Source organism: Peribacillus sp. TE19612, from assembly GCF_056279465.1.
Genome location: NZ_JBWCCL010000012.1, coordinates 159,290 through 173,997, shown reverse-complemented (window position 1 = coordinate 173,997; position 14,708 = coordinate 159,290). Strand labels below are relative to the sequence as shown.

Annotated in this window: 16 protein-coding genes and 1 riboswitch; of the genes, 3 read left to right on the top strand and 13 right to left on the bottom strand. The window is 43.1% G+C overall.

From position 1 onward, the window contains the following. Window positions 1-218: 218 nt before the first annotated feature. The gene (locus tag ACZ9AO_RS20540; protein WP_034309173.1) at window positions 219-530 is read left to right on the top strand and encodes a hypothetical protein; all 312 of its coding nucleotides are present in this window, start codon (window positions 219-221) and stop codon (window positions 528-530) included. Between the two features lie 185 nt (window positions 531-715). On the opposite strand, the gene tpx is transcribed toward ACZ9AO_RS20540, so the two are convergent. From tpx to sppA, 5 genes are all read right to left on the bottom strand, one after another. Continuing rightward, entirely contained in the window at window positions 716-1,216 is a 501-nt protein-coding gene (gene tpx / locus ACZ9AO_RS20535) for a thiol peroxidase (RefSeq protein ID WP_034309176.1), read from the bottom strand. A gap of 179 nt (window positions 1,217-1,395) precedes the next feature. Beyond that, window positions 1,396-1,878, bottom strand: a complete 483-nt coding sequence (ytfJ, locus tag ACZ9AO_RS20530; RefSeq protein ID WP_476110126.1) for a GerW family sporulation protein — start codon at window positions 1,876-1,878, stop codon at window positions 1,396-1,398. 16 nt (window positions 1,879-1,894) lie between these two features. Further along, complete coding sequence (locus tag ACZ9AO_RS20525; protein ID WP_476110125.1) at window positions 1,895-2,587, bottom strand: DUF2953 domain-containing protein; 693 nt, start codon at window positions 2,585-2,587, stop codon at window positions 1,895-1,897. 99 nt (window positions 2,588-2,686) lie between these two features. Beyond that, window positions 2,687-3,226: an RDD family protein gene (locus ACZ9AO_RS20520; protein ID WP_476110123.1), complete on the bottom strand. Its 540-nt coding sequence runs from the start codon at window positions 3,224-3,226 to the stop codon at window positions 2,687-2,689. 12 nt (window positions 3,227-3,238) lie between these two features. Further along, a complete protein-coding gene (gene sppA / locus ACZ9AO_RS20515; RefSeq protein WP_476110121.1) occupies window positions 3,239-4,240 on the bottom strand; it encodes a signal peptide peptidase SppA in 1,002 nt (333 codons plus the stop codon). A 208-nt stretch (window positions 4,241-4,448) separates the two neighbouring features. Between sppA and ACZ9AO_RS20510 the strand changes: the two genes are divergently transcribed. Further along, window positions 4,449-5,249, top strand: a complete 801-nt coding sequence (locus tag ACZ9AO_RS20510) for an NAD kinase (protein ID WP_251539846.1) — start codon at window positions 4,449-4,451, stop codon at window positions 5,247-5,249. A 35-nt stretch (window positions 5,250-5,284) separates the two neighbouring features. On the opposite strand, the gene ACZ9AO_RS20505 is transcribed toward ACZ9AO_RS20510, so the two are convergent. The 5 genes from ACZ9AO_RS20505 to ACZ9AO_RS20485 are packed head-to-tail and all read right to left on the bottom strand — an operon-like array spanning window position 5,285 to window position 8,871. Continuing rightward, window positions 5,285-6,055, bottom strand: a complete 771-nt coding sequence (locus ACZ9AO_RS20505) for a TatD family hydrolase (protein WP_251539793.1) — start codon at window positions 6,053-6,055, stop codon at window positions 5,285-5,287. A gap of 18 nt (window positions 6,056-6,073) precedes the next feature. Continuing rightward, on the bottom strand, window positions 6,074-6,817 hold the full coding sequence (locus tag ACZ9AO_RS20500; protein ID WP_476110119.1) for an ABC transporter ATP-binding protein: 744 nt from the start codon (window positions 6,815-6,817) through the stop codon (window positions 6,074-6,076). Beyond that, the gene (locus ACZ9AO_RS20495) at window positions 6,801-7,583 is read right to left on the bottom strand and encodes an ABC transporter permease (RefSeq protein ID WP_048677939.1); all 783 of its coding nucleotides are present in this window, start codon (window positions 7,581-7,583) and stop codon (window positions 6,801-6,803) included. Before ACZ9AO_RS20495 ends, ACZ9AO_RS20500 begins: the two co-directional genes overlap by 17 nt. Next, window positions 7,580-7,864, bottom strand: coding sequence for a thiamine-binding protein (locus tag ACZ9AO_RS20490; RefSeq protein WP_034309193.1), 285 nt, complete (start codon window positions 7,862-7,864; stop codon window positions 7,580-7,582). Before ACZ9AO_RS20490 ends, ACZ9AO_RS20495 begins: the two co-directional genes overlap by 4 nt. Before the next feature lie 11 nt (window positions 7,865-7,875). After that, complete coding sequence (locus ACZ9AO_RS20485; protein ID WP_063594399.1) at window positions 7,876-8,871, bottom strand: ABC transporter substrate-binding protein; 996 nt, start codon at window positions 8,869-8,871, stop codon at window positions 7,876-7,878. A gap of 133 nt (window positions 8,872-9,004) precedes the next feature. After that, a riboswitch (TPP riboswitch) is annotated at window positions 9,005-9,114 on the bottom strand. Window positions 9,115-9,426: 312 nt separating this feature from the next. Between ACZ9AO_RS20485 and ACZ9AO_RS20480 the strand changes: the two genes are divergently transcribed. Continuing rightward, on the top strand, window positions 9,427-10,254 hold the full coding sequence (locus ACZ9AO_RS20480) for a protein-glutamine gamma-glutamyltransferase (protein ID WP_251539795.1): 828 nt from the start codon (window positions 9,427-9,429) through the stop codon (window positions 10,252-10,254). Window positions 10,255-10,348: 94 nt separating this feature from the next. Here the strand turns inward: ACZ9AO_RS20480 and rarD are convergent, their stop codons facing one another. From rarD to mbcS, 3 genes are all read right to left on the bottom strand, one after another. Further along, complete coding sequence (gene rarD / locus ACZ9AO_RS20475) at window positions 10,349-11,278, bottom strand: EamA family transporter RarD (RefSeq protein WP_476110115.1); 930 nt, start codon at window positions 11,276-11,278, stop codon at window positions 10,349-10,351. A gap of 80 nt (window positions 11,279-11,358) precedes the next feature. After that, window positions 11,359-12,960 carry an amidohydrolase gene (locus ACZ9AO_RS20470; protein ID WP_476110113.1) on the bottom strand — a complete coding sequence of 534 codons (1,602 nt, stop codon included), beginning with the start codon at window positions 12,958-12,960 and terminating at the stop codon, window positions 11,359-11,361. A gap of 153 nt (window positions 12,961-13,113) precedes the next feature. Then, complete coding sequence (gene mbcS / locus ACZ9AO_RS20465; protein ID WP_476110111.1) at window positions 13,114-14,697, bottom strand: acyl-CoA synthetase MbcS; 1,584 nt, start codon at window positions 14,695-14,697, stop codon at window positions 13,114-13,116. Window positions 14,698-14,708: the final 11 nt, after the last annotated feature.

Below are 14,708 nucleotides of genomic sequence, written 5' to 3'. Positions count from 1 at the left end.
GTCTGCCCTCGGCTTGCGCCTGCGCGGTCTCCCCTGACACGCTTTTCCCGCAGGAGTCTCGTACCTTACGTTCCAATCAACTTTGTTTTGAAATTAGATAGAAAACCTTTGTCTAAAAACTCAAATACGGGTTGTGTTGTTGCCCTGTATTTTTTTATTACTTGGATAGGCTCAATGAAGGCCCAAACAGAATACCATACATGAGGTGGTGATTATATATGGATAATCAATATCAAAACTATCATGGGCAGGTTAATCCGATAAATCAGCAACATGATATTCAGTCAGCAGATGAATTTAACAGGCAACAGCAGGGATTTCAACAAGGTTTTCGACAAGGATTTCGACAAGGGTATCGACAAGGGTATCGAGAAGGATTTCGAGCAGGGCAACAAGCGGGGTTTTTCCCAGGACCAAGACAAATGCCATCGTGGCCTAATGAAATTGACATAAGAGTTGGAACACCTAATGGTCAGGAATGGTCTGGCAAGGTTGTTTTACCACAAAATGGTCCGACTTTCGAGCCTTAACTGAATCCAGATATAAAAAATGATACCCTTCAATAGAAATGAAATGTATCGATCGACACAACTCCAATGAACATTAAATCCTAAAAAGGACCTGTCCACTTCAACGACAAGGTGTTTATCAACAAGAAAATCAACATTATAACAAAAAACCGGGCACATTGCGCCCGGTTTCTTAAATTCGCATCTTATTTTGCCGCTTTCGCCGCTTCGATTGCACCTTCGTAATTTGGATGGTTGGTACCTTCACTCACATATTCTACATATGTGATTTCATCAGAGCTGTTCACAACGAATACAGAGCGAGCCAATAGACGAAGTTCTTGCATGACGACACCATATGCTTCACCGAATGAAAGGTCACGGTGATCGGAAAGAACTTGAACATTGTCCAAGCCGCTGGCAGCACACCAGCGTTTTTGCGCGAAAGGAAGGTCGTTACTGATCGTCAGTACTTTCACATTATCCAATTTTGCCGCTTCTTCATTGAATTTACGTGTCTGTGCATCACATACGCCTGTATCCACGGATGGAACAACGCTGATAATGCGGACAGAACCTTTGGAGTCGCTTAAAGTAACCGGTGATAAGTCATTAGCCAATACTGTAAAATCAGGTGCTTTGTCCCCAACTTTTAGTTCTTGTCCCACTAAAGTGATCGGGTTGTTTTTAAATGTAACTGAAGCCATTAATAATTCCTCCCTTTTCTGCTATATGTACAAGCATAATAATATTTGTTTTGCCGGAATTTTGCAATTAATTGAATCAGGAAATGTGAATGGTGCTTGCACAAGTTCGGCATCCGAGCTTTTTTTGTGTAGTGGAAGAATGCAGCAAAAAGAAAAACTCGGCGGATGCCGAGTCGCAATTAGAAGTCTATATCCTGTTTAGGTTCTTGGTATCTGTTCACAGCTGGTTGACTGCCGCCTTGGTTTTGATTATTTCCTTGCTTTTGATTATTGTCTTTCTTGGATAGCATGGACTGAATCTTATCGACGACTTGAGGAGCTAAATCCATCATTTTTTCGAGAAGATGCGTCCCTTCATCGAGATGAATCATTTTCACTCCATGGGAACCGACAATCAAAAAGGCAATTGGCGTTATGGAAACCCCACCGCCGCTACCGCCGCCAAAAGGCTGCTTGGAATCACCTTGCTGTCCTTGATGGTTTCCATCCATCACAAATTCGCTGCCACCGGCTGCAAAACCAAACCCCACTTTGGATACAGTTAAAATGACACTTCCATCCGGAGTTTCTACCGGATCCCCAATGATCGTGTTCACATCGACCATTTCTTTAAGATTTTCCATAGCTTCTTTCATTAAACCTTGGATCGGATGATCTGACATTTAAATTCCCTCCACTCTAGAACGATTGTTTATTGGAATCATCTGATAGCTTCGCTAATTTCCTCGACTTGAAATGCGGCTTTCCGCTTTTCCAATAACGAAGCAGTTTTATTCCAGTCACCATAGCCTGCCCGATTCTGAATTGTAATATGCAGGAAATCGACGTGTTTGCCTGCCATCTCTGAAAGTCGGGTGTAATGGAATAGGAGGGCATGATCCGAAAGTTGAAATAGGTTGTCAGCAAACCGATGATTGAACCTTTAAGTGCCCAGCATGCACCAGTTAAAACACCGGTGTGTGCAGCATTTTTAGTACCGACCTTACTATGCCAGGTGAATTTTTTGACTTTGACTTTCCCAGCGAATTGTCGGACGATCTTATGGAATCCGATTATATGCTGAAGCATCTCCAGAATGTCTGCGAATCCGTCACGCAAATCTTCGGCTGTGATTTTTTTCTTTTCTTCCTTTTTTGTTTTTCCGTTCATTTCTTGCTCTTCCTTTACAACTACGGTTGCCGAGTCATCTTCCATTTTCATGACCGGAACCTTGAATGTATAGTGAAAAAGCCCGTACCAAGCTGATAATTTAATATGTATTAGGTCATTCGTTTGGACACGTTTGTAGTCGATGGACACTTTTACTCTAGTGAAAACAACAATAAGCAGCACCAAAATGAGGATACCCATAATCAACAAAAGCCACTTCATGCACCCACACCCCTTCAGCCTATCATTATCGGCATATGCAAAAAAAATAAACCTGCAAAAGCGAAAATCACGCTCTTACAGATTTATGAATGGAAAAAATCATCTTCTGATCAACACAACGCCCGTGTCAGCAAAGACATCATGCAAAGCCTGTTTCTTCGGTAATAGGCCTGCCAAGAGATAGCCAATCCAAGTGACCTTTGAAATATAGCGGCCAATCAGCTCCCTGAACAATATCGTACCCCATGAAATGGTTTTTTTCTCTTCCTTCAAGGCAACGACTTTCAATCCAAAAATCATCTTGCCTAAGGTTTGGTTCCAGAATTTGGTCATCAAAACAAAGTATAGGAAGAATACGCCCCCCGTTAAAAACCCCTCTGCGGAGAACCAAAGGTCATCTGTCCCTTCATAAAATTTAAAGATGGGATGAATCAAAATCCGGTTCAAGCTTCCGATAACCAATAGATCCGCTAAATAGGCCCAAAACCTCATCCAAAAACCAGCAAAATGCACTTTCTTGACTTCGTCATCATCCACGGCCTTTTTGGCTGGTGTAAATTCCTGCTGAACGGGAACCTCTTGATCTGCCATTAGACTGGATGAAGCGATTTGTTCATTGTTTTCATTTCGTTCCGTCATCCTTCAGCCCCCCTATTCCGCATACAAATACATTAAGCGTGGAGAATTTGAAGAGGAAAGGATTTTTGTCAAGACTGCCGTTTCCACATCATTTCCCAACATTTTTTGCGCACCCATACTGAATAATGAACCGAAACCTGCCTCATCTGTATAACGGATAACTTGAGCATCCTTTTTACCGATATCAGTTTTCATAGCGGCAATTACATCATCCAAATGGCCGAAATCATCGATAAGATGGTTTTCTTTAGCCTGGCGTCCATCATAAATGCGTCCATCGGCAATTTCCCTTACTTCCTTCTCAGTCATACCGCGGCCGTCTGCAATGATTTTTACAAATTGATCATAAGAATTATCGATCATGTCTTGGAGTATTTCACGTTCTTCACCAGTCATTTCCCGGGTTGGACTCATAATATCTTTGTGTGGTCCGCTTTTGATGGTTTGGAACTCAACACCATACTTCTTGGCCAATTTCTCGTAATTATACCCCTGCATGATGACTCCAAGTGAACCGGTCATCGTTTCTGGGCTGGCATAAATCTTATCGGCTGGTGCAGAAATATAATATCCGCCTGAAGCAGCCATAGACCCCATTGATACATAAACAGGTTTTTTCACTTTCTTGATATCAAGGATCTTTTCATGAATCTCTGCACTTTCGACGACACCGCCGCCTGGAGAATTCACCCGAAGGATGATTCCTTTGATATTATCATTTTCCTCTGCCATCTTCAGCTTATCCATGAAGGCACGGTGATTATATGTTGTTGAACTAAGTAATGAGGCTTCTCCTGTATCTTGAATCGTGCCCTCTACATCAAATACGGCAATAACATTAGTGTAATCATCGCCTTCTATGACTTCCTCGTAAAATGCACTTTCGGAAGCAAATAATTCATCAATGATATTTTCCGTATCCGCTGTAAATAGAGTAGTGGCCGCCCCTACAGCAATAGAAACAAAAAATAAAACGGCTGCGATTCCAAGTGCAGCCCAACGCTTTCCATTCATCTGTTTTCCCCCTTAAATATATGTATCCTTCTTACCATACGAACTAATACCAAAAATGTTTCATTCCATGATAAACTAAGACATATAAAATTGTAGCAAAGAATCCTCAAATTGGAAATGCATTGGTCCATTTTGCACAAATTGCATTTATCGTAAACAGGTTAAAGAAAGCCCTTTCATCACCATACATACTAGGGGGGGAAACATGATGAACACTCGAAGGAATATTTATTTTTTCCATGCACCGAATGAAGAGATGCTTAGCAAGGTTGAATACTTATCAGACTTGGCGAAGCAACATTCGTATGAAGTCATCCAGGATTTCTCAAAAGCGAACATCATCGTAAGCATCGGTGATGACGGCACATTCCTGCAGGCAGCCCGTAAAACCGGGTTCAGGGATGACTGTTTATATGCGGGCATTTCCACGACAGGTAACTTGAATATGTATTGCGATTTCCACTTGGAAGACAGTGATAAAATGATTGATGCCATGACAAGGGAGCAAATCGAGGTGCGTAAATATCCAACCATCTCTATCCAATTGGACGATCAGCCCTCCTTTTATGCCCTTAATGAACTCAGTATCCGCTCTTCGATCACCAAAACGTTCATCATGGATATTTTCATTGATCAACTCCATTTTGAAACTTTTCGCGGGGACGGGATCATCATTGCGACTCCGACCGGAAGCACCGCCTATAATAAATCGGTCAATGGGGCCGTTGTCGATCCCCTTCTCCCTTGCTTCCAAGTGAGCGAGCTTGCTTCCGTCAATAATAATACCTATCGGACCCTAGGCTCCTCATTTATCTTAAGCGGTGCTAAGACGTTGACCGTCCACCTTGAACAAAACGGACCAAGCTATCCGATCGTCGGAATGGACAATGAAGCGTTAAGCATCAATCATGTCGAAAAGGTAAAGGTCCGGTTAAGCGGTAAGGTCATCAAGACCGTTAAGCTAAAAGACAATTCCTTTTGGGAAAAGGTTAAAAGGACCTTTCTCTAAACGAAAAAAGGTACCGGATATGATAACCGGTACCTTTATATATGATAAAAATCTTTCGTATTTTGATAAAGGGCTTCATAGACATCCTCAATCGGCAATCCTTTAATCGAAGCAATTTGACGCACACTTTCATGCATCATGCCGGGATGGGTCCATTCCCCATTGAAAACCCCTTCAAACGGCCATGGTCCATCCGTTTCTATCATCATAAGCTTAAGTGGATAGGCCGAAACTAATTCCTGTATTTCCCTCTCATAACAAACATCAGGTGTAATCGAAATGCGGTAGCCCTTTTTGGCCATTCTTTCAACTGTCCGGATATCCCCTTTAAACCAATGAAAGTGTGCCCTTGTGATTTGATGCTTGTCCAAAAGGTCGCAAACAATAGGTGCATCGTCATGGACGGCATGAAGGATAACCGGCTTTTCAATCTCTTTAGCTAAGGTCAGGAACCTCTCCAGTATCACTATATATGCTGAGTTATCAATATTGGGGTTTTCCTGCCTTAAGTAATAGGGCAGCCCAACCTCGCCTATCGCAACCATATTGTGACGATGTTCCCGCATCCAGCTCAATAATTCATTCACTTCTTCATCACTCGGGAGGGGCTGCTCTGGATGAAAACCAAAGGCAGGCATAATTCGTGAATCTTTAAGTGAAAGCTGATAATTGTTAATCGAAGAAGCCAAATTCATGGAAACAGTCAGCAAGGATTCCAACTGAACCTTTTCCATGTCTTTCAGGATCTGCTTCCGCTTAACAATATCATACTTATCCAAATGGATATGGCTGTCGATGATTCTCAAATGGTATCGCCTCCTTACTTAAGTATTGAAAGTTGGCTTGAGTGCTGCATATAATTCTCTCTTCAAATGAATAAATTCATCACTAAGAAGCTGTTCTTCTCTTCTTGGCCTTGAAAATGGAACTTTCACTTCTTTGATGACAGCAGCCGGTTTTGCTGATAACACATAAATTCTATCTGATAGGAAAACCGCTTCATCTATGCTGTGAGTGACAAAAAGCACCGACCTCCGATTTTCTTCCCAAACCGACAACAGCCATTGTTGCATTTGCAATCTTGTCAGTTCATCCAAGGCAGAAAAGGGTTCGTCCAGGCACATCAAGTCCTGTGGACTTAAGATACTCCGAATGAATGCGGCCCTTTGCTTCATGCCTCCAGATAATTCATGCGGATATGCTTTATCGTATTCTTCTAAACCAGCTTTCATCAAAAGGGTTTTTGCCTTTTCTTTATCTCTGGTCCCAGCAAGTTCACTTCCAAGCAAAACATTTTCCAATACCGTTCTCCAAGGTAAAAGGGAAGGCTGCTGAGGCATATAGCTGATATGTCCCTTTAGGCCATTTATCTTTTTACCATCCAATGAAATGATGCCATGATCAGGCTTCAAAATCCCGCCGATCAAGTGGAACAATGTACTTTTACCGCTTCCCGATGGCCCAAGGATCGTGACAAATTCCCCATCATTCACATGGAAATTCATATTCTCCAATATATTCTGCTTACCATCGAAAGCATAGGAGACGTCTTTAATTTCCAGCTTCATCCTTTTCGCCCTCCTTTCTCTTCCAAGAAACCAAGTATTTCTCCAGGAAAGTGATGATTCCAAAAAAGATCAGGCTCATTCCCATAATGATGAAAATGGCTACAAACACCCGATCTGTCCTGAACGCTGAAGAAGCGAGAGTCATATAAACACCAATCCCCGATTTTGCCCCAAGCCATTCCGAAATAACAGCCCCCATTACACTATAGGTAGCCGAAATTTTCAGGCCGGAGAAAATGAACGGGATCGAGTGAGGAAGTTCCAGCTTCCAAAATAACTGGTTTTTCCCCGCTCCCATCATCTTGAAATAATGCTTAAGCTCGTATGGTGTCTGGCGAAAACCGTCCAATGATGCGACCGCAACCGGAAAAAAACATACAAGTGAAATCACGATTAACTTAGGCAGCATGCCAAAGCCAAACCAGATCACCAAAAGCGGCGCCAAAACAATGATAGGTATATTTTGTGATAGTATGAGCAGAGGATAAACCGCGTCCTTCACACCTGGAAATAGGTGTAGGATTGCCGCGATCAATAAGCCGATGCAGCTTCCAATAAAAAATCCCGACAACGCAAGCTCGGTTGTGGATATAAGGTGTCCGTAAAGATTGCGGGACGACTCAATTCCTTCAATGAAAATGGCCGATGGAGCGGGAAGCAGCCATTCTTCAACTTTCAATAAGACTGTCACTGACTCCCATACAATCAGCAACAATAATAAAAGAAAGAAGGGAGCCCCCTTCTTCCAAATTCCCCTTCCGATCATGCCCGATATTTCTCCGTTAACGTATCCATCGTAATCCCGCTTGGCTGATATAATATTTTCACTTGGGAAATGACATTCGGCGATCCTATTTCAATCATTCTTACATTCATTTTTTCTATCACGGCAAAAAGTTCGGAAAGCTCCCCCTCCATTGTCGTTTCAAGCGGGTGAACCTCATACTTGACACCTGATTCTTCAATGATCTTGATTGCTTCATCGACCATAGGGATGACATTTTCCCCTTTAGGAATAATTTGTATACTAATTAATGAATTGGCCATTGTATTTCCTCCTAATTTGGTAAAAATTCATTGGTAAATGCCTTTTCAGGATCGAAATCACCTTCAAGAAGCTTATTTTCAGTCATCCACTCACTGTAATTCTTCCAAATTTCAAGCTTTTGTTCACCCCATCGCGGAGCATCATCCTGATACTTGGCTGCAAGCCACTCCTGGCTTTTCTTCACTAGTTCTGGATCAAGATCCGGTGCAGACTCAATTAACATATCTGCTGCATCATCAGGATTCTTAATCGCAAACTGGTACCCTTTCGAAGCTGCATGAACGAATGCTTTAACAGTCTCGGGATCTTCTTTTATCATCTTTTCATTTGTAGTCAAAACAGGCGTATAGTAATCAAGCTTATCAGAGTATTCGGTTAAGTACACCATATTAAGCTTTTCATTTCGCAACTCAGCCTCTATGCCTGTCCAACCATAATAAATCCAGGCAAAATCTATATCCCTTTTAACCGAAGTGAAAAAATCCATGTCTCCTGTATTGACTATGTCCACTTCATTTACATCCGCATTTTCCTTTTTCATGAGTGAATCAATAATGGCCTTTTCAACCGGAGATCCCCAGCCACCATAAGTCTTCCCTTCAAAATCCTTGGGAGTCGTAATGTCCTTTGCCTCAGGGGAAGCGAACCCCGAGGTATTATGCTGGATGACGGCAGCTACCGAAACAATCGGCACGCCCTGCACGCGGGCCTGCGTTATGCCCTCCTGGTAGCTCACGCCAAATTCAGATTTCCCTGAAGCGACAAGCTTATCAGCTCCCGCTTCACCTGGCATGATAATCTCCACATCAAGACCTTGTTCTTTAAAATAACCTTTTTCCTTGGCTACATACAATCCTGTATGGTTTGTATTCGGTGTCCAATCGAGCACGACCGATACCTTTTTTAATTCTTCATTTTTAGATGCTTCTTCTTTTTCATTAGTTCCGCCTGCTCCGCATCCAGCTAAAAGGAAGAACGAAGTTAACAGTGGTAAGAATTTATTCAAGTCATTATCCTCCTACACATCTTATAAGATTCATATGCCGGAACCATGATGGGGCTCCAGGGCTATTCAAATACTAGATAAAAAAGCAAAAAACGCCCGAAGATGAATTCGGACGTTAACATACAAAACAGAAAATCAGTCATAATATGTTCCCTCCGCTGGCATCACCCAGATCAGGTTCAAAGAGTCAGCATCTAATGGATGCAATCTCAGCCAGCAGTACTGGCCCCCCTACATTTCTCGCACATATGAACTTTTCTCTCTCATTATATCAATTCATAGGGAAAAAGGAATACTAATTTGCTTCTACTCTCTAATTGGAAAGGTATTCCTTGCACTTCAGGATGTCTTGCAAAACATCTTTTGGAACGAAAATCATTGAAAGCAAAATAATTCTGCCTCTTTCCGTTCCAATCATTCTTGGCTGCAACGGTGGCGGACACGTTCCAAATAGTCATTTCTTTGCAAGCATTCATATAATGAGCATTACGTGTAGACATTTTTGTTTACTGGTTTATTAAACCCTTAATTTCATAAGCAAAAGGTGGATATGTCATGATAAAGATTAATCACAAATGGTTAGATGTCAGTCAAATCCAACCAGGTACAGCCTCTGCCAAATCGCTTGAAACTCTTCAATGCTTGGCGGAAGATTCTAACGTTTTTGAATACCGGAACTTTGGGGATTTTAATTTCGAGATACAGCTGAGGAACCGGGTCATAGAGGCAGCTATTGCGTTGGATAAAAGCGGGCCGGAATTTTCCACACTTGAGGAGTCTCAATCCAATCAACGTTATTGGCACCTTTCAAAGGATGGCACATTCACCCTTCAGCCAGGGATTCTCCCTCATGCTGCGCTCGTTGACATTTTCATGAATGGAGGGCTTTATGCCTTCGAATGCGGGACAGCAATAGTCGTCACATTTTTAAAGGCGATTTTGGATTTAATCGGCCCCAGGAATTTCGACTATCTTTTTTCAGACCTATTTTTATATGACTGGCGCCCTCCAAGGAATATGGCTCTCATCGTTCACCAGGGAAGGGACTATTTACCAGGTGATTGCGTTTACTTCAAAAACCCTGATCACGACTTGGCAACCCCTGAATGGCAAGGTGAAAATGCCATATTATTAGGGAATAACCTCTTTTATGGTCACGGGATCGGGATTACCACTGCACAGGGAATCATCAATGAATTAAATAGCAATAGAAAGCCGTACGCCACCATATCAGCATTCCTGACAACGCATATCATTTTCCTGGATAGTTCTTTCTATAGACAATTCCAACTGAATTCCCCCCGTGCCAATCCCGATAACAGTCCTGCCTGCCTTTCCAATTGTATTGTTTCTGAAATAGGTTCGAAGATATACCTTTCATGACCCTGGCATTTCGCCTATGCCATAAAACCGTTTTATTGAGTAACGACATAAAAAAAATGCTTGGGCAGAAATCTCCCCAAGCATTTTTTTCTTTTCACGCACCAATATTCCCTTTGCCTTTGAACCTGCGGGCACTTGCCTGTCCCCATTTCGTTATGGATAGTGTATAAACAGCCAAAGCTGACCATATGAACAAAAAGGCTAAAAGATGTGCTTTGGTGAAACTTTCATGATAGACGAATACCCCGATCAATAAAGATAAGGTCGGAGCAATATACTGAAAAATGCCAAGCATCGATAACGGGATCTTCTCCGCCCCTTTTGCAAAATATAAAAGAGGCAATGCCGTGGCAATCCCGCCGCCCACCAACAGCAAGCTTGTGCTCCCGTCTGTAAAGAATTGCATTTCCGACCTGTTCATCAAGTAAATCAGGTAACCTAGGGCCAGAGGCGTTACCATCATCGTTTCAAGCGTCAGCCCGATTGCCGATTCGGCCTTGATCATTTTTTTTGCCAGACCGTATAATCCAAAGGTCATGGCCAAAACAAGAGAGATCCACGGGATCGTGCCGAAATGAATGCCAAGGATCAAGACTCCGATTCCTGCAAGCAGGAATGAAATGATTTGGGCCCCGCTCAATTTTTCTTTTAAGACTATCACTCCCAATAGTACACTGACGAGCGGATTGATATAATATCCAAGGCTCGTGTCGAGGATCCGTCCTGAGTTAACGGCCCATATGAACACTCCCCAATTAGCTGTAACAAGCAGGGACGCCGTTAGCAATGCCGTAAAGAGTTTCGGATTTCCCATTATCTTTTTGACATAATCTAGAAACGCCTGCCATTTTTTCATGAACATCAATAAAACCAGCATGAACACGAAAGACCATAATACCCTCTGAGCTAAAATTTCTATTGCACCGACTCCCTGAAGGAACTTCCAGTAAACCGGCACAACTCCCCACATCATGTATGAAAGGGCTGCATAAATCGCCCCTTCTTTTTGTTGATCCACTTTCATAACAAGCCTTCTTTCCATTTACATTCCTTTATCTAATTCCATCTAACAATTTTGTATTTCCCTTTCTTTTTTTGCAACTGTTAATTTTTATCATACATGATTTTGTCATCGATGACCGTCATGACCGCCTCAGCTTTCAGGAGATCATCCTGTGCAACAGCAAAGACATCCAGATTAAACACGGTAAAATCGGCATCGTACCCTTTATTGATCACACCGCGGCGTTTTTCCTGGCCGATTGCTGCAGCACTCCCTTTGGTATACAATGCGAAAGCCTCGAAAACGGAAAGCCTTTCAGACAAACCATATACGGTACGGTCCTCACTGTTGATTTTCATCCTTGTGACAGCTGCATGAATGCCCAAAATCGGATTTAATGGTTCAATGGGTGCATCCGACCCTCCCGCACAAATGATGCCCAAGTTCAAATAGGTTCTCCAGGCATAGGAGGATTCCAATAGATCGGCTGGCACCTTTTCTTCCACCCACGGAAAATCGGACGGAACGAACCCCGGTTGGATATCAAAGATTACCGGCAGCTTCGCCGCCCGCTCCAAAAGCTCCGGCCGTACAATCTGCGCATGGATGAGCCGGTCCCTCTGTCCCTTTTTCGGGGGGAGGGCTTCAATTGCATTCAAGACGTATTCAAAAGCGAGATCGCCAATCGCATGGACAGCAATCGGCATTCCGCCAGCCCTTGCTTTTTTCACCCATTCCTGAAGCTCGTTTTCAGTGAATATCGCGACTCCATTGGTATTCTTTTGATCTACATAAGGTTCGCTCAACAGGGCTGTGCGTCCGCCTAAGGAGCCATCGGTAAAGATCTTCATGCTGTCGAATTTGATATATCGCGTACCTTTCTGATAGCCGCCGCCTGCTGCCAGCATTTCTTCAAACGCTTCGTGATGGACGAGCAAGTTGGCGCGAAAGGCCATTTCCCGGTCCTCGATTACCGATTTAAACGCCTGATATGTCGGCATGAAGCCATTGTAGTAATGGAGGTCCTCGGTATGCCCGCCAGTCAAACCTAGCTTATATGCGTCTTCTATGGCCTCTGTGAGCGCGTTTTCGATATACTCTTGATCAATGCCGGGAAGGCTATCTAAAATGAGGTTCTGCGCCTGGCTTTCTTTAAATAATCCATTTAAATGTCCGTCAGGATAACGGCAGATCACCCCGCCTGAAGGTTCTTTTATATCTTCTTTAATATCCGCTTCCAAAAGGGCGCGCGAATTGACCACCAAGGCATGACGGCAGATCCTTTTCAATACGATGGGATGATCTGCCGATATCGCGTCAAGCTCATCCCGTAATATCAATTCAGGTCTCGGCCATTCATTTTCATTCCACCCTTCGGCAACGATCCACTTTCCGGCCGGGGTCTTTGAGCACTTTTCCTTCAAGGATTCCATGATCGACTCCCTGCTATCCATCAAAGAAAGGTCTAGACGAAGCAGCCTTTCACCATGTCCGACCAAATGAAGGTGACTATCCACTAATCCCGGCAGCATCGTTTGTCCTTTTAAGTCGATTTCCCTGGAAATATTGCCGGCATGTTCATTTTTCAAATGGTCCAGGCTGCCGGTATCAACAATTACCCCCTTTTCAGTGAAGACTGCCTCCACTTGATCATTTTCTTTAACCATCGTATAAATCGACCCATTGAACCATAACGTTCCCATTCCGGCTTTACACTCCTTATTAAATGATTGTTACTGTGCAGATATGCAGTAAGTGTACCATCTCATATCATGAATTCCCATATTTATGCTTTTACCCAAGCCCCTGTCAATAAAAAAAAGCCAGCCTTGGAGGCTGACGGTCATGCATTTCGATCAATTGTTAAGAAGTGCTTCTTCCCTTTTCCGTAAATCCACCCGTTTGATTTTACCTGATGTCGTTTTGGGCAGCTCTTCTAAAAATTCGATTTTCCTTGGATATTTATATGGAGCAGTCAATTCTTTCACATGCGATTGAAGCGTCTTGATCAAGTCCTGGCTGTTCGGATCGATATCATCCATCAAGACGACATATGCCTTGACCACATTTCCCCTTATTTCATCAGGACTTGCTATAACGGCACACTCTTTAACATATGGATGCTTAACGAGTGCATCTTCCACTTCAAACGGTCCGATCGTATATCCCGAACTGATGATGATATCATCAGAACGACCCTCAAACCAGAAATAACCATCCTCATCCTTTTTCGCTTGATCGCCGGTGATATAATAGTCCCCGCGGAACTGCTGCGATGTCCGCTCGGGATCTTTAAAATATTCTTTAAATAGGGCAGGTGTATCGACATGTACGGCAATATCCCCCACTACGCCAGGCGAACAAGGTTTACCGGAATCATCGATGATTTCCACATGGTTGCCCGGAGTCGGTTTGCCCATTGAGCCCAATTTAATTTCCATGCCTTTCGTTACACCAACCAACAAGGTATTTTCGGTCTGTCCATACCCATCACGCACTTCAATCTGGAAATGGTTCTTAAAGACCTCGAACACTTTTTGATTTAAAGGCTCTCCCGCCGATACAGCACTGTGAAGATGGGATAAATCATAATCATCAAGGTTATCCACCTTTGCAATCAATCGATATTCGGTTGGCGTGCAGCATAATGCATTCACTTTGTATTCCTGTAGCAGCTGAAGATATTTTTTCGCCTCGAACTTTCCATGATAGGCAAGGCCTGTCGCTCCTGTTCCCAGAACCGCCAGGAAAGGACTCCAAATCCACTTTTGCCACCCTGGGCCTGCCGTTGCCCATACGACATCCGTTTCGCTGATCCCGAGCCAGTTTGCAGCAGACGTTTTCAAATGGGCATAAGCCCATCCATGTGTATGGACGACCCCTTTTGGATTCCCTGTCGTTCCGGAAGTATACGATAAGAATGCCATATCCTCACTTTTCGTGTCAGCGATGGTCAGCTGATCGGATTCCTCATCGGCGAGCTCATTCAAATCCAGCCAATTTTCAATTCGTTTTCCGATTGAAAACTTCAGGAGGCTTTCCGCTCCTTCTATTTCATTCAATTCGTCAGTATATTCATGATAACTGATGATTCCTTTGACATCACCATGGTTGACTCGGTACTGCAAGTCCTTCGCACGAAGCATTTCAGAACAAGGGATGACAATCATGCCAATTTTCAATGCGGCTAAATACACTTGATAAGCTTCCACCAAACGGGGGATTATGATGAGGACCGTATCACCTTTACCCAGTCCTTTTTTCTTGAAGGCATTTCCAATTTTATTTGCACTTTTTAATAAATTCTCATATGTAAGTTGTTTTTTATCTCCGGTTTCGTTCTCCCAAAGTACGGCAACTTTACCTGGATCTTTTGCATAACGTTCCATTTCACTCACTAAGTTGTAATGTTCCGGAGCCAATAAGTCTTCACGCTTCATATTCTTCCCCT

What these genes read in the sequence shown, in the direction of transcription:
- ACZ9AO_RS20540 (WP_034309173.1), top strand. Translation starts at nt 219, where the DNA reads ATGGATAATCAATATCAAAACTATCATGGGCAGGTTAATCCGATAAAT.
- tpx (WP_034309176.1), bottom strand. Translation starts at nt 1,216, where the DNA reads ATGGCTTCAGTTACATTTAAAAACAACCCGATCACTTTAGTGGGACAA.
- ytfJ (WP_476110126.1), bottom strand. Translation starts at nt 1,878, where the DNA reads ATGTCAGATCATCCGATCCAAGGTTTAATGAAAGAAGCTATGGAAAAT.
- ACZ9AO_RS20525 (WP_476110125.1), bottom strand. Translation starts at nt 2,587, where the DNA reads ATGAAGTGGCTTTTGTTGATTATGGGTATCCTCATTTTGGTGCTGCTT.
- ACZ9AO_RS20520 (WP_476110123.1), bottom strand. Translation starts at nt 3,226, where the DNA reads ATGACGGAACGAAATGAAAACAATGAACAAATCGCTTCATCCAGTCTA.
- sppA (WP_476110121.1), bottom strand. Translation starts at nt 4,240, where the DNA reads ATGAATGGAAAGCGTTGGGCTGCACTTGGAATCGCAGCCGTTTTATTT.
- ACZ9AO_RS20510 (WP_251539846.1), top strand. Translation starts at nt 4,449, where the DNA reads ATGAACACTCGAAGGAATATTTATTTTTTCCATGCACCGAATGAAGAG.
- ACZ9AO_RS20500 (WP_476110119.1), bottom strand. Translation starts at nt 6,817, where the DNA reads ATGAAGCTGGAAATTAAAGACGTCTCCTATGCTTTCGATGGTAAGCAG.
- ACZ9AO_RS20495 (WP_048677939.1), bottom strand. Translation starts at nt 7,583, where the DNA reads ATGATCGGAAGGGGAATTTGGAAGAAGGGGGCTCCCTTCTTTCTTTTA.
- ACZ9AO_RS20490 (WP_034309193.1), bottom strand. Translation starts at nt 7,864, where the DNA reads ATGGCCAATTCATTAATTAGTATACAAATTATTCCTAAAGGGGAAAAT.
- ACZ9AO_RS20480 (WP_251539795.1), top strand. Translation starts at nt 9,427, where the DNA reads ATGATAAAGATTAATCACAAATGGTTAGATGTCAGTCAAATCCAACCA.
- rarD (WP_476110115.1), bottom strand. Translation starts at nt 11,278, where the DNA reads ATGAAAGTGGATCAACAAAAAGAAGGGGCGATTTATGCAGCCCTTTCA.
- ACZ9AO_RS20470 (WP_476110113.1), bottom strand. Translation starts at nt 12,960, where the DNA reads ATGGGAACGTTATGGTTCAATGGGTCGATTTATACGATGGTTAAAGAA.
- mbcS (WP_476110111.1), bottom strand. Translation starts at nt 14,697, where the DNA reads ATGAAGCGTGAAGACTTATTGGCTCCGGAACATTACAACTTAGTGAGT.